Source organism: Streptomyces sp. NPDC093260 (assembly GCF_040683715.1).
GTDB classification, from domain to species: domain Bacteria; phylum Actinomycetota; class Actinomycetes; order Streptomycetales; family Streptomycetaceae; genus Streptomyces; species Streptomyces sennicomposti.
On sequence record NZ_JBFBEK010000002.1, the window covers coordinates 101615 to 115760 of the forward strand.

Below are 14146 nucleotides of genomic sequence, written 5' to 3' on the forward strand. Positions count from 1 at the left end.
GGCGGGCTACATCGCGCAGCTGTCGCTGTCCACCTGCTGGTTCGCGGTGCGTCCCCGGAGGATGTCCTGCTGGATCTCGTCGGCGGTCAGCGCGTACCCGGTGTCGGCGTCGTCCAGGGACTTGGCGAACACCACGCCGTACACCTTGCCGTCGGTGGTGAGCAGCGGGCCGCCGGAGTTGCCCTGGCGGACGGTCGCGTAGAGCGAGTAGACGTCACGGCGTACGGTGCCGCGGTGGTAGATGTCCGGGCCGCTGGCCGGGATGCGCCCGCGCACGCGCGCGGGACGGACGTCGTACGCCCCGTTCTGCGGGAAGCCGGCGACGATCGCGCTGTCGCCGCTGCGCGCGTCGGTGTCGGTGAACTTCAGGGCGGGCGCCTTCAGGTCGGGCACGTCGAGCACGGCGATGTCGCGCCGCCAGTCGTAGAGGACGACGGTGGCGTCGTACTTCCGGCCCACCCCGCCTATCTGGACGGTGGGTTCGTCGACACCGCCGACGACGTGCGCGTTGGTCATGACGCGGCGGTCGCCGAAGACGAAGCCGCTGCCCTCCAGCACCTTCCCGCAGCTGCGCGCGGTGCCCACGACCTTGACGACGGACCGTCTGGCGCGGTCGGCGACGACGCTGTGCCGCAGGGCCGGGTCCGGGGGCCGTACGTCGGTGATGGGCTCGTTGGCGAACGGGCTGAAGACCTGTGGGAAGCCGTTCTGCGCGAGCACCGAGGTGAAGTCGGAGAACCAGGTGTTGGCCTGCGCGGGCATCACCCCGGAGACCCCGATCAGCACCCTGGAGTTGCGCACCTGCTTGCCGACGGTCGGTATCGTCGTGCCGCCCAGGAGCGAGCCGATCACCCAGGCGACGAGCAGCAGCGCGGCGACGTTGACGACGGCGCCGCCGGTGGCGTCCAGGGCGCGCGCCGGGGACCAGGTGATGTAGACGCGCAGTTTGTTGCCGAGGTGGGTGGTCAGGGCCTGGCCGACCGAGGCGCAGACGATGACGACGACGACCGCGACGACGGCGGCGGTGGTGCTGACCGGTGTGTTGTCCGTCAGCGCGTCCCAGGCCAGCGGCAGCGCGTACAGGGCGACGACTCCGCCGCCCAGGAAGCCGATCACCGACAGGATGCCGACGACGAAGCCCTGGCGGTACCCGACGACCGCGAACCACACGGCGGCGACCAGCAGCAGGATGTCCAGCACGTTCACCGTGTCGAGCCTCGCCTCGTCGTCTTTCGGTCGCCGGTCACCGCGGGCCGGCCGGGACCGGCGGAGCGTTGTCGCGGCCGTCCGGTCCGGACGGCACGGAACACCCTGTCATGACCGCCAGTCGAGTGGGACCTGCTTGTCCCGGTCCCAGGGCAGTTCCCAGCCCGCGTAGTGCAGCAGACGGTCGATGATCCCGGCGGTGAAGCCCCAGACCAGGGCCGATTCGACCAGGAATGCCGGACCTCGGTGGCCGCTGGGGTGAACGGCCGTGGCGCGGTTGCCCGGGTCGGTGAGATCGGCCACGGGGACGGTGAAGACGCGGGCGGTCTCGGCCGGGTCGACGACGTCCACCGGGGTGGGCGTGTGCCACCAGCCGAGCACGGGCGTGACGACGAAGCCGCTGACCGGGATGTAGAGCCGGGGCAGCACGCCGAACAGCTGGACGCCCTTCGGGTCGAGCCCGGTCTCCTCCTCGGCCTCGCGCAGCGCGGCCCGCAGCGGTCCGTCACCCTGCGGGTCGCCGTCCTCCGGGTCGAGCGCGCCGCCGGGGAAGGACGGCTGGCCGGCGTGCGAGCGCAAGGAGCTGGCCCGCTCCATGAGCAGCAGCTCGGGTCCGCGCTCCCCCTCGCCGAAGAGGACGAGGACGGCGGACTGACGTCCCGTGCCGTTCTCCGGCGGCAGGAAGCGGCTCAGCTGGACAGGGCGCACCGTCTCGACGACGCGCACCACCGGCTCCAGCCATCCTGGCAGCCCCTCCGTACTGAGGGTCACCGGATCACCCGGCCCCGCGGGACCGCCCGCTCCCGTCGAGCCGTCCGGTCGTCCCGCCGGGCCACCCGCTCTCACCGATCCGCCCCGCGCCACCGTCCCGCCCCGCCCCGTCGCGCCGCTGCGCGCCGCAGGCCCGCTCGGCGTACCGCTCGCCGTCTCGCTCGTCCGCGTCATCGACACCCCCGTCCCTGCCCTCGTCCTCGTGCCCGTCCGCGCCGGAAGTCCCGTGCGCACCCGAAGTCCCGGCCGCGGCGCGGTCCCCGCCGCCCTGCCGTGTCCAACGCCCGGCGGCCCCGGGTTCGTTCCGGCGCGGTCACCCGTTCGCCCTGAGCGGCGGGGCCGGCCTGCCGCCCGCGTCCAGATAGGCCTGCGGGGGCTTGAGGCGCTGGCCCGGGAAGCCGCCCTTCTCGTACTTCAGCAGCTTCTTCGCCTTCTCCGGGTCGGTCTCGCCCTCGCCGTACGCCGGGCACAGCGGGGCGATCGGGCAGGCGCCGCAGGCGGGCTTGCGGGCGTGGCAGATGCGGCGGCCGTGGAAGATCACATGGTGCGACAGCATGGTCCAGTCACTCTTCGGGAAGAGCGCGCCGACGGCCGCCTCGATCTTCTCGGGGTCGGTCTCCTCGGTCCACTGCCAGCGCCGCACCAACCGCTGGAAGTGCGTGTCCACGGTGATCCCGGGACGGCCGAAGGCGTTGCCGAGGACGACGAAGGCGGTCTTGCGGCCGACGCCGGGCAGCTTGACCAGGTCCTCGAGCCGACCGGGCACCTCGCCGCCGAACTCCTCCGTCAGCGCCTTGGACAGGCCCATGACCGACTTGGTCTTGGCCCGGAAGAAGCCGCAGGGCCGCAGGATCTCCTCCACGTCCTCCGGATCGGCGGCGGCGAGGTCCTCAGGGGTGGGGTAGCGGGCGAACAGCGCGGGCGTCGTCTGGTTCACCCTCAGGTCGGTGGTCTGGGCGGACAGGACCGTGGCGACCAGCAGCTGGAAGGGGTTCTCGAAGTCCAGTTCGGGGTGGGCGTACGGGTATACCTCGGCCAGCTCGCGGTTGATCCGGCGGGCGCGGCGGACCAGGGCGGTGCGCGACTCGCCCTCGGGCGGCTTGGGAGCGACGGTCTTCGCGGGCGAGGCCTTCGGCACGGCGGCGGCGGCCTTCTCGGTCACGACCGTCGCCTTCTTCCCCGGGCGCGCGGCTTTCGCCGCCTTCGCTACTTTCGCCGGTTTCGCCGACGGTGCCGACTTCCTCGGCTTCCGCGTTTTCGCCGCTTCTCCGCCGCCCTCGGGCCCCTGTTCGCCCACGGCGGAATCCTGACGTACGACCACTCGCCCAGCCCCCTCGGCCTGTGCTCTCACCGGCGATTTGGACACTCGGCCAGCCTACGGCCCGGTGCCGACATCCGCCGTGGACCCCGAAGATCGGCGCCCGATTGGACCCCTGCCGCGTACCCCGGGACACCTGTACGGCATCCTTGTGACAGATCACACTGTTTGGACCGTCCGGCAAAATGGGGAACACGGACCCCTGGCACCAGGGGTCTCAAGATCCTCTGAGCAGGTCGACAAGGAGAGAACTCGTGGACGACGTTCTGCGGCGCAATCCGCTCTTCGCGGCGCTCGACGACGAGCAGGCCGCGGAGCTTCGCGCCTCCATGACGGAGGTGACCCTCGCACGCGGCGACTCGCTGTTCCACGAGGGCGACCCGGGCGACCGGCTCTACGTGGTCACCGAGGGCAAGGTCAAGCTGCACCGCACGTCCCCCGACGGCCGCGAGAACATGCTGGCCGTCGTAGGTCCCGGCGAGCTGATCGGCGAGCTGTCGCTGTTCGACCCGGGGCCGCGCACCGCCACGGCGACCGCGCTGACCGAGGTCAAGCTGCTGGCCCTCGGCCACGGCGACCTCCAGCCCTGGCTGAACGTGCGGCCCGAGGTGGCCGGCGCCCTGCTGCGCGCCGTGGCCCGCCGGCTGCGCAAGACCAACGACCAGATGTCCGACCTGGTCTTCTCCGACGTGCCGGGCCGCGTGGCCCGCGCCCTGCTGGACCTGTCCCGCCGATTCGGCGTGCAGTCCGAGGAGGGCATCCACGTCGTGCACGACCTGACCCAGGAGGAGCTGGCCCAGCTGGTCGGCGCGTCCCGCGAGACGGTCAACAAGGCCCTCGCCGACTTCGCCCAGCGCGGCTGGCTGCGCCTGGAGGCCCGCGCGGTCATCCTGCTGGACGTCGAGCGGCTGGCCAAGAGGTCCCGCTGACCTCCTCCCCGGACCGGGGCCAGGCCCCCGGGGGGCCCTTACCGTGCGGGGGCGGCCCGTCCTCCGCAGCGGGCGCCGCACACCCAGCTGCGCCCTCCGAGGGCGATGCTCCCCGCCCGGGTCTCACCCCTGAGGGATGCATCGCCCGCGAAGGATCCCTCACGCGTGTGCCGGAGGCGTTCCGCCCCGTCGTGGCGGCCGCGCGCACACGGCTGCCGGAGGTCTACGGGACGCGGCTGTACAGCGCGTACCTCTACGGGTCGATCCCGCGCGGCACCGCGCGCGTGGGCCGCAGCGGCCTCGATCTGCTGGTCGCGCTGCGGGAGGAGCCCACGGACGCCGACCGGCGGGCGGCCGGCGGACTCGGCGCGGCGCTCGACGCGCGGTTCCCGCAGATCGACGGCGTCGGCACGCTGCTCCACGGCCGGGACCGGCTGCTCAGCGACCTGGAACGGCACGACCTCGGCTGGTTCGTCGCCTGTCTGTGCACGCCCCTGCTCGGTGACGACCTCGCCGCGCACCTCCCCCGCTACCGCCCCGAGGACCCGCTGCTCGCCCGCGAGACCAACGGCGACCTCGCGCTGCGCCTGCCCCGCTGGCGGGAGCGGATCGCCGCCGCCGAGGACGGCGAGGAGGCGCGCAGGCCGCTGGTGCGGTTCATGTCCCGGCATCTCGTGCGGACCGGGTTCACCCTGGTCATTGGCCGCTGGCGGGGCTGGACCAGCGACCTGCGCGAGATGGCCGACGCGTTCGGCGTGTACTACCCCGCTCGGGCGGCGCAGCTGCGCACGGCGGCCGCGTACGGGTACGACCCGGTCGGTGACCCCGCCGTGCTGCGCCGCTACGTCGACGACCTCGGCCCCTGGCTCGCCGGTGAGTACACGCGCGTGCACGGCGTCAGGGCGCCGAGGCACAGGCCGTAGCGGCCCGGCCACCGGAAGGCGGGGTGCGCTCCGGCGGGCCGGCCACAGGGGTCCGTCAGATGATCCCGTGCTCCTCCAGGTACTCCAGCTGCGCCCGGACCGACAGTTCGGCGGCCGGCCACAGGGAGCGGTCCACGTCGGCGTACACATGGGCGACGACGTCGGCCGGGTCGCGGTGGCCGTCCTCGACGGCCGTCTCGACCTGCGCCAGCCGGTGGGCGCGGTGGGCCAGGTAGAACTCGACGGCGCCCTGCGCGTCCTCCAGGACGGGGCCGTGACCCGGCAGGACCGTGTGCACGCCGTCGTCCACGGTGAGGGACCGCAGCCGCCGCAGCGAGTCAAGGTAGTCGCCGAGGCGGCCGTCGGGGTGTGCCACGACCGTCGTGCCGCGGCCCAGGATCGTGTCGCCGGTGAGGACCGCCCGGTCGGCCGGGAGGTGGAAGCAGAGCGAGTCCGCAGTGTGGCCCGGGGTCGGCACGACCCTCAGCTCCAGGCCGCCCACCTCGATCACGTCTGCCGAGCCCAGGCCCTCGTCGCCCAGCCGCAGGGCAGGATCGAGGGCACGCACGCGCGTGCGGGTCAGTTCGGCGAAGCGGGCGGCGCCCTCGGCGTGGTCCGGGTGGCCGTGGGTGAGCAGGGTCAGCGCGATCCGCTTGCCGGCCTGCTCGGCGGTGGCGACGACATGGCCGAGATGGCCCTCGTCCAGCGGGCCGGGATCGATCACGACCGCCAGCTCGGAGCCGGGCTCGGAGACGATCCAGGTGTTGGTGCCGTCCAGGGTCATCGCGGAGGCGTTGGGCGCGAGCACGTTGACGGCCCGCGCGGTGGCGGGGCCGGAGAGGACGCCGCCCCGGGGCTGGCCGGGGAGCGCTGCTGCGTCCGTCATGCGAGGGGACCTTCCTGGACGTCGGCGGGAACGTGCTTGGTGAACTCCGCGTGCCCCGGCCAGGACAGGACGACCTCGCCGCCTTCCAGGCGGGCCCGCGCCAGGACGGGGGTCAGATCGCGGTCCGGCGCGGCCGCCAGGGCCTCGGCGGGGCTCGCGTAGGGGATCAGCTGGCGCAGGGTGGCGATGGTGGGCGGCATCATCACCAGCTCGCCCCGGTCGTAACCGGCGGCCGCGTCCTGGGGGCGGATCCACACGGTGCGGTCGGCCTCCGTGGAGGCGTTCCGGGTGCGCTGCCCCTCGGGCAGGGCGGCCACGAAGAACCAGGTGTCGTAGCGGCGCGGTTCGAACTCGGGGGTGATCCACCGCGTCCAGGCCCCCAGCAGGTCCGAGCGCAGGGTCAGGCCCCGGCGGTCGAGGAACTCGGCGAACGACAGCTCACGGGCGACCAGGGCGGCACGGTCGGCCTCCCAGTCCTCGCCCGTGGTGTCGCCGACGACCGAGTCCGCACCGGGGCCGGCGAGCAGGACGCCCGCCTCCTCGTAGGTCTCCCGGACGGCCGCGCAGACGATCGCCTGAGCCGTCGTCCCGTCCACCCCCAGCCGGTCCGCCCACCACGCGCGCGTGGGGCCCGCCCAGCGGATCGTGCGGTCGTCGTCGCGGGGATCCACGCCGCCGCCCGGATACGCGTACGCGCCCGCGGCGAAGGCCATCGAGGCACGGCGGCGCAGCATGTGCACGGCGGGGCCGGCGCCGGTGTCCCGCAGGAGCATGACGGTGGCCGCGCGCTTGGGCCGGACGGGGGTGAGGGTGCCGTCCGCGAGCGCGCGGATGCGGTCCGGCCAGTCCGGGGGGAACCACTGCCCATTCGCCATGGCCGGAGGCTATCCGGTGGCGCGCGAATGTTCGAGAGGCGCCTGGGGCGAGCGGGACCGCGAGGCGCCCGCAGGACGAGCCTCGGGCCCGCCGTACACCTCTCAGGGGCGCCGGTCCGGCCGCCGGAGCACCGGTACGCGGTCCTGGAACGGCTTCACGGCGCCGGTACGCGCCCCGCACGGCGCCCGTACACCCCGCAGGGCGTCGGGCTCGGCGCTACGGCGCCAGCTCGACCTGGATCTCGACCTCCACCGGGGCGTCCAGCGGCAGCACCGCCACGCCGACCGCGCTGCGCGCGTGCACGCCCTTGTCGCCCAGGACCTCGCCCAGCAGCTCGCTGGCGCCGTTGACGACGCCCGGCTGGCCGGTGAAGTCGGCGGCCGAGGCGACGAAGCCCACGACCTTCACCACACGCGCGATGCGGTCCAGGTCGCCGATGACGGACTTGACGGCCGCGAGCGCGTTCAGCGCGCAGGTACGGGCCAGCTCCTTGGCCTCCTCCGGGGTGACCTCCAGGCCCACCTTGCCGGTGACCGGGAGCTTGCCGTCCACCATCGGCAGCTGGCCGGCGGTGTAGACGTACGGCCCGGACTGGACGGCCGGCTGGTAGGCGGCCAGCGGCGGCACGACCTCGGGCAGGGTCAGACCGAGTCCGGCGAGCTTCGCCTCGACCGCGCTCACGCCTGCTTCTCCCGCTTCAGGTAGGCCACCAGCTGCTCGGGGTTCGGCCCGGGAACGACCTGGACGAGCTCCCAGCCGTCCTCGCCCCAGGTGTCCAGGATCTGCTTCGTGGCGTGGACGAGCAGCGGCACGGTTGCGTATTCCCACTTGGTCATGGGGCGACTGTAGCCGCTGATCGGCGGCCTGCGGACGGCGACCACGACCGCGGTTGTCCACAGCCTCCCGCATGACCCGGGCGGCCGTTGTCCACAGCCTCCCGCGTGACCTGAGCGCCGACTGGTTAGGCTCGAAGACGTGAGCAGGCTCCAGGTCGTCAGCGGCAAGGGCGGGACCGGAAAGACGACGGTCGCCGCCGCCCTCGCGCTGGCCCTGGCCACGGAGGGGAAGCGGACGCTCCTCATCGAGGTCGAGGGTCGGCAGGGCATCGCACAGCTCTTCGAAACGGAGGCGCTGCCGTACGAAGAACGGAAGATCGCCGTCGCGCCCGGGGGCGGGGAGGTGTACGCACTCGCCATAGACCCCGAACTCGCGCTGCTGGACTACCTCCAGATGTTCTACAAACTCGGCGGCGCCGGCCGGGCCCTGAAGAAGCTCGGCGCCATCGACTTCGCCACCACGATCGCGCCGGGCGTCAGAGACGTCCTGCTGACCGGCAAGGCGTGCGAGGCCGTGCGCCGCAAGGACAAGGCCGGGCGGTTCGTCTACGACCACGTCGTCATGGACGCGCCCCCGACCGGCCGCATCACCCGCTTCCTCAACGTCAACGACGAGGTGGCCGGGCTCGCCAAGATCGGCCCGATACACAATCAGGCGCAGGCGGTCATGCGGGTGCTCAAGTCGGCCGAGACGGCCGTGCACCTGGTGACGCTGCTGGAGGAGATGCCGGTCCAGGAGACCGTGGACGGCATCGCCGAACTGCGTGCCGCGCGCCTGCCGGTGGGCCGCGTCGTGGTGAACATGGTGCGGCCGCAGGTGTTGGACGCGGCCGATCTGGAACTCGTACGGACGGTTCCGCAGACCGCCCTGGCCCGGTCGCTGTCCTCGGCCGGACTCGGCGGCGCGCGGCGCGGCGGGAACGCGGAGCGGCTGGTGGACCCGCTGCTGGCACAGGCCGAGGAGTACGCCGAGCGGTACGCGCTGGAGCAGGAGCAGCGCTCGGTCCTCGGCGAACTCGACCTGCCGCTGCACGAACTGCCGTTGCTCGCCGAGGGCATGGACCTGGCGGGTCTGTACGAACTGGCGACCGAGCTGCGGAAGCAGGGGATGTCATGAGCCCGGACGCGACCCCCGCGCGGGAGACCGAACGCTCCTCCGGCCAGCCGCACGAGGGTGGCCGGCGGCTGGCGCCCGCACGCGTGCTCGACGTCGATCCGCTGCTGGACGACCCGAGGACGCGGATCGTGGTGTGCTGCGGCTCGGGCGGGGTCGGCAAGACGACGACGGCGGCGGCGCTCGGGCTGCGCGCCGCCGAACGCGGCCGCAAGGTGGTCGTCCTGACGATCGACCCGGCCCGCCGCCTGGCCCAGTCGATGGGCATCGACTCCCTCGACAACGTCCCCCGCCGGGTGAAGGGCACCGAGGAGGACGGCGAGCTGTACGCGATGATGCTCGACATGAAGCGCACCTTCGACGAGGTCGTGGAGGCGCACGCGGACCCGGAGCGGGCCGCCGCGATCCTGTCGAACCCCTTCTACCAGTCGCTCTCGGCGGGCTTCGCGGGCACGCAGGAGTACATGGCGATGGAGAAGCTGGGGCAGCTGCGCGCCCGGGACGAGTGGGACCTCATCGTGGTCGACACGCCGCCCTCGCGTTCGGCCCTGGACTTCCTGGACGCGCCCAAGCGGCTCGGCTCCTTCCTCGACGGCCGGCTGATCCGGCTGCTGACCGCGCCGGCGAAGCTCGGCGGGCGCGCGGGGATGAAGTTCCTGAACGTCGGGATGTCGATGATGACCGGCACGCTCGGCAAGCTGCTGGGCGGCCAGCTCCTGAAGGACGTCCAGACGTTCGTGGCCGCGATGGACACCACCTTCGGCGGTTTCCGCACCCGCGCGGACGCCACGTACAAGCTGCTCCAGGCGCCCGGGACGGCGTTCCTGGTGGTGGCGGCACCGGAGCGGGACGCGCTGCGCGAGGCGGCGTACTTCGTGGAGCGGCTGGCCGCGGAGCGGATGCCGCTGGCCGGTCTGGTGCTCAACCGCGTCCACGGCAGCGGCGCCGGCCAGCTGTCGGCCGAACGGGCGATCGCGGCCGCGGAAAATCTTGAGGACTCCCGCATTGTGGATCAGGGGGACGGGAAAGCTGAGTCTCGTAACTCTCCCGAAACACATGGCAGTTCGGACCCGGCCGATCCGACCGGCGTCTCCCCCGGCGCTTCGGACGGCACCTCAGCCGACTCCTCTGACGACTCTCCCGCCGGCTCCCCCTCCGGTTCCGTCGCCGAGTCGGCCGTCGCCGTCGACCGGGTGACCGCGGGTCTGCTGCGGCTGCACGCCGAGCGCATGCAGCTGCTCGCCCGTGAGCAGCGCACGCGGGACCGCTTCACCGCCCGCCACCCCGAGGTGGCGGTGGCCGAAGTGCCCGCGCTGCCCGGCGATGTGCACGACCTCGCGGGGCTGCGGGACATCGGCGACCGGCTCGCGGACAACCGGCGCGAGCTGCCGGAACCGGGCGCGTGAGGCACGCGCGCGGCGCGCGAAGCGCGTGGTCGGGTGCGCGTCCGCCCGGCGCGCGAGGTAGCTGCGGTGCCGGCGGCGCCCCGCGAGTAGGCGCGCGGTCGGCGTACGGCGTGCGTGCCGTACGAGCCCGCGTGCACGGCGCGGGCGTGACACGCACAGCGCGCCGAAGTGCGCCCGGCGCACGCGCGCATGGTGCGCGGGCCGACACGGCAGGCGCACACGCGGGGCGCACGCGACACGTGGCAGACGTGCCCGCCGACGTGCGGCGCATGGCCGGGGTGACTGCCCGGCACGCGGAAGCGTGACCGGAAGTGCGCACGGCGTGTAGCGACCGGCCCCGCAGGGCGGACGCGCCCGCGTCCAAGGTCACCCGGCCGAGGCCCGACGGCCCGGCCGCAGTCGGCCGAGGCATATGGACACCAGGCCCAGGCCCACAGCACACCGCAGAGCGCCGTCCTCAGCCCACCGCCGCGTAGTCCTCGTACACCTGGTCGTCGTCGAGGGACACCAGGCCCGTTCCGCGCTCGTACTCCATGCGCGCCGTCTCCAGCAGCCGGCGCCACGAGGTGACGGTCGGCCGCCGGCGCAGCAGCGCACGACGCTCACGCTCCGTCATGCCTCCCCACACGCCGAACTCGACGCGGTTGTCGAGCGCGTCAGCGAGGCACTCGGTGCGCACCGGGCAGCCGGTGCACACCGCCTTGGCCCTGTTCTGCGCTGCTCCCTGAACGAACAGTTCATCCGGATCGGTAGTGCGGCAGGCCGCCTGCGCACTCCAGTCGGTTACCCAGCCCATACCGGCGCCGTCCTCTCCCGAATCGAGGCTCCCCCACGGCGGCAGCGGCATATTCACCGCCGCCAGTTGAGGACGTTACGGAAGGTGGGCACAGCGCAACACCCCCAGCGGGCCCAATCTTGAATGGTCCGAACGGACTATGGGGCGCGCGCAGATCACCCGGGGGAGTGAGGTGACGACATCTGCGACATTCCCGGCACACGGGACAGTTCCGTTGCGCCACAACGGACGCCGGGCGACACACAAGGCGATTTCGGGCGCACATCTCCCGTGCCGCACCGCTCTCGCCCGCACCGCGCGACACGCACCAACCCGTCTGGAGCACCGGTCCGATGTTGAAGGAACCGGGCGCGCTCCGGAACGTTTCGAGGTCGCCGCACGTATAGATTCGTGGCCGTACCGCTGTGACAGTCGAGAGCAGCTTAGGCCAAGGCATATACGCGTGTCCGGCGAATGAGAACGTAGGCTGCCCTCATGCCAAAGAAGCGCTCGGGCGGTGGTCTGTCGCCAACGCAACAGGCCGCCAAGTTCCTCGGTGTCAGTGTGCTCGCGGGAGTGGTCCTGGCCGGCATCGCGCTGCCCGCCGCCGGCGCGCTGGGGCTGGCCGCCAAGGGATCGGTCCAGGGGTTCGACGACATCCCGGCCAACCTCAAGCGGCCGCCGCTCTCCCAGCGCACCACCATCCTGGACGCCCAGGGCAAGCAGCTCGCCCAGGTGTACTCGCGCGACCGCACGGTGGTGGAGCTGAAGGACATCTCGCCGTACATGCAGAAGGCGATCGTCGCGATCGAGGACTCGCGCTTCTACCAGCACGGCGCGATCGACCTGAAGGGCGTGCTGCGCGCCCTCAACAAGAACGCGCAGAGCGGCGGCGTCGCCCAGGGCGCGTCCACGCTCACCCAGCAGTACGTGAAGAACGTCTTCGTGGAGGAGGCCGGCGACGACCCGACGAAGGTCGCCGAGGCCACCCAGCAGACGCTCGGCCGCAAGATCAAGGAACTGAAGTACGCCATCCAGGTCGAGCAGGACCTGGGGAAGAAGAAGATCCTCGAGAACTATCTGAACATCACCTTCTTCGGTGAGCAGGCGTACGGCGTCGAGGCCGCCTCCCAGCGCTACTTCTCCCAGCACGCCAAGGACCTGACCCTGCCGCAGGCCGCGCTGCTGGCCGGCATCGTCCAGTCGCCGAGCCGCTACGACCCGGTCAACGACGAGGCGGAGGCCACCAAGCGGCGCAACACCGTGCTCCAGCGCATGGCCGAGGTCGGCGACATCTCCCAGGCGGAGGCCGACAAGGCCAAGCAGGCGCCGCTGGAGCTGAAGGTCACCCAGCCGCGTAACGGCTGCATCACCGCGGTCAAGGACTCCAGCTTCTTCTGCAAGTACGTCGAGCAGGTGTTCCTCACCGACCCGGTCTTCGGCAGGACGCGCGCGGAGCGGGCCAAGGTCTGGAACCAGGGCGGCCTCACCATCCGCACCACCCTCGACCCACAGGCCCAGGCCTCGGTGCAGGATTCGCTCAAGCAGCACATCAACCAGTCGGACTCGGTCGCGGCGGCGTCCGTCCTGGTCCAGCCCGGCACCGGCAAGGTCCTGGCGATGGGCCAGTCCAAGCCGTACGGCTACGGCAAGAACGAGACCGAGATCAACTACTCGGTCGGCAACGACCTCGGCGGCTCGAACTTCGGCTTCCCGACCGGTTCGACGTTCAAGCCGTTCGTGGCGGCGGCGGCGCTGGAGCAGGGCAGGCCGCCCACGCAGGAGTACCCGTCGCCGTACAAGATGCCGTACCCGAGCCCGGTCCAGGCGTGTGACGGCAAGCGGTGGACGAACAGCGAGCACGCGGACGTGGAGAACGAGAGCACGTCCGAGCACGGCCCGTACGCCCTGAAGGAGGCCATGGCGAAGTCGGTCAACACCTACTTCGTGCAGATGATCTCCGACATCGGCCTGTGCCCGGTGGTCAACATGACCGACAAGCTGCACGTGGTGCAGGGCAACGGCGAGAAGCTGCCGCAGCTGCCCGCGATCGCGCTCGGCTCCAAGGGCATCTCGCCGCTGACGATGGCGAGCGCGTACGCCGCCTTCGCCTCCCGCGGCACGTACTGCACGCCGGTCGCCATCGAGTCGATCACCCAGAAGGTCGGCGACCAGGAGAAGCCGCTCGCGGTGCCGAGGACGACCTGCACGCGGGCCATGTCCGAGAAGACCGCGGACACGGTCAACTCCCTGCTCAAGGGCGTGATCGACTCCGGTACGGGCCAGCAGGCCGGTCTCTCCGACCGCGACAACGCCGGTAAGACGGGTACGACGGACGAGCGCAAGAACGCCTGGTTCGTCGGCTACACCCCGAACCTGTCGGGCGCGGTGTGGGTGGGCAGCGCCACCCAGAAGGTCAAGATGACCGACATCCGCATCGGCGGCGTCTACCACGACCTCGTCTACGGCGCCGACGTCCCCGGCCCGATCTGGCGCGACGCGATGACCGGCGCGCTGGCGGGCAAGCCGGCCCCGTCCTTCAACCTCGTCGACATCCCGGACGCCGACAAGGGCAAGGACAAGGGAAAAGGGAACGGCCGGGGCAGGGGCGACAACGGCGGCGGCCACGGCGGCCACGGTGACGACGGCGGCCTGATCGGCGGCCTCTTCGGCGGCGCGGGCGGCGCCGGCCCCAACCCGACGTTCTCCGCCCCAGGCGGCTTCATCCAGGGCCAGACCGGCGGACCACGGGGGAACGCGAACGGGGGGCGACATGGCTGAGGCGGAGACGCCTCCGGCGGCGTAGGGCCGGGGGCTGCGAGACGGCACACGCGAAGGGGCGCCCGACGGATGGTCGGGCGCCCCTTCGCGTGTGCCGGATGGTGTGCTGGACGGCGTGCCGGGTCGGCACTGGACTGCGTGTGCCGGGTCGGCACTGGACGGCCGCGGCCGCCCCGCGTTCGCGCGCCCGAAGGCGCTGAACGGAGGCGGGGGCCGCTGCGCGCGGCGGGCCGCAGGCGGAGAACGCCCGGGACCGTCCGGCCGCCTTGTGCGATGGACGGAGGCGGACAGGCGCCCCGCGGTGAGCCGGGACGACAGGCGCACC

13 protein-coding genes are annotated in these 14146 nt (G+C 72.5%); 5 read left to right on the forward strand and 8 right to left on the reverse strand.

Going from position 1 to position 14146, the window contains the following annotated elements:
- Window positions 1-6: 6 nt before the first annotated feature.
- The 3 genes from AB0N63_RS02680 to nth all read right to left on the reverse strand — a co-directional run bounded on the left by AB0N63_RS02680 (window position 7) and on the right by nth (window position 3298).
- A complete protein-coding gene (locus AB0N63_RS02680) occupies window positions 7-1206 on the reverse strand; it encodes a MarP family serine protease (RefSeq protein ID WP_365523120.1) in 1200 nt (399 codons plus the stop codon).
- A 108-nt stretch (window positions 1207-1314) separates the two neighbouring features.
- The gene (locus AB0N63_RS02685) at window positions 1315-2151 is read right to left on the reverse strand and encodes a CoA pyrophosphatase (RefSeq protein ID WP_365523123.1); all 837 of its coding nucleotides are present in this window, start codon (window positions 2149-2151) and stop codon (window positions 1315-1317) included.
- Between the two features lie 139 nt (window positions 2152-2290).
- On the reverse strand, window positions 2291-3298 hold the full coding sequence (nth, locus tag AB0N63_RS02690) for an endonuclease III (protein ID WP_365523125.1): 1008 nt from the start codon (window positions 3296-3298) through the stop codon (window positions 2291-2293).
- Between the two features lie 251 nt (window positions 3299-3549).
- On the opposite strand from nth, the gene AB0N63_RS02695 reads away from it, so the two are divergent.
- On the forward strand, window positions 3550-4224 hold the full coding sequence (locus AB0N63_RS02695) for a Crp/Fnr family transcriptional regulator (protein WP_009189818.1): 675 nt from the start codon (window positions 3550-3552) through the stop codon (window positions 4222-4224).
- A gap of 167 nt (window positions 4225-4391) precedes the next feature.
- On the forward strand, window positions 4392-5147 hold the full coding sequence (locus AB0N63_RS02700; RefSeq protein ID WP_365523128.1) for a nucleotidyltransferase: 756 nt from the start codon (window positions 4392-4394) through the stop codon (window positions 5145-5147).
- A 55-nt stretch (window positions 5148-5202) separates the two neighbouring features.
- Here the strand turns inward: AB0N63_RS02700 and AB0N63_RS02705 are convergent, their stop codons facing one another.
- The 4 genes from AB0N63_RS02705 to AB0N63_RS02720 all read right to left on the reverse strand — a co-directional run bounded on the left by AB0N63_RS02705 (window position 5203) and on the right by AB0N63_RS02720 (window position 7745).
- Window positions 5203-6033, reverse strand: a complete 831-nt coding sequence (locus AB0N63_RS02705; RefSeq protein WP_365523130.1) for an MBL fold metallo-hydrolase — start codon at window positions 6031-6033, stop codon at window positions 5203-5205.
- A complete protein-coding gene (locus tag AB0N63_RS02710) occupies window positions 6030-6908 on the reverse strand; it encodes an NUDIX hydrolase (protein WP_365523132.1) in 879 nt (292 codons plus the stop codon). Before AB0N63_RS02710 ends, AB0N63_RS02705 begins: the two co-directional genes overlap by 4 nt.
- Window positions 6909-7125: 217 nt before the next feature.
- The gene (locus tag AB0N63_RS02715) at window positions 7126-7590 is read right to left on the reverse strand and encodes a RidA family protein (RefSeq protein ID WP_365523134.1); all 465 of its coding nucleotides are present in this window, start codon (window positions 7588-7590) and stop codon (window positions 7126-7128) included.
- On the reverse strand, window positions 7587-7745 hold the full coding sequence (locus AB0N63_RS02720) for a DUF4177 domain-containing protein (protein WP_009189813.1): 159 nt from the start codon (window positions 7743-7745) through the stop codon (window positions 7587-7589). The genes AB0N63_RS02715 and AB0N63_RS02720 overlap by 4 nt, the downstream gene beginning before the upstream one ends.
- A gap of 139 nt (window positions 7746-7884) precedes the next feature.
- Between AB0N63_RS02720 and AB0N63_RS02725 the strand changes: the two genes are divergently transcribed.
- A complete protein-coding gene (locus AB0N63_RS02725) occupies window positions 7885-8862 on the forward strand; it encodes an ArsA-related P-loop ATPase (protein WP_365523137.1) in 978 nt (325 codons plus the stop codon).
- Window positions 8859-10265, forward strand: a complete 1407-nt coding sequence (locus AB0N63_RS02730; RefSeq protein WP_365523139.1) for an ArsA family ATPase — start codon at window positions 8859-8861, stop codon at window positions 10263-10265. The genes AB0N63_RS02725 and AB0N63_RS02730 overlap by 4 nt, the downstream gene beginning before the upstream one ends.
- Window positions 10266-10722: 457 nt before the next feature.
- Here the strand turns inward: AB0N63_RS02730 and wblA are convergent, their stop codons facing one another.
- Complete coding sequence (gene wblA / locus AB0N63_RS02735) at window positions 10723-11061, reverse strand: transcriptional regulator WblA (RefSeq protein WP_019982590.1); 339 nt, start codon at window positions 11059-11061, stop codon at window positions 10723-10725.
- A 474-nt stretch (window positions 11062-11535) separates the two neighbouring features.
- On the opposite strand from wblA, the gene AB0N63_RS02740 reads away from it, so the two are divergent.
- On the forward strand, window positions 11536-13821 hold the full coding sequence (locus tag AB0N63_RS02740) for a transglycosylase domain-containing protein (protein ID WP_365523142.1): 2286 nt from the start codon (window positions 11536-11538) through the stop codon (window positions 13819-13821).
- The last annotated feature ends 325 nt before the right edge of the window (window positions 13822-14146 follow it).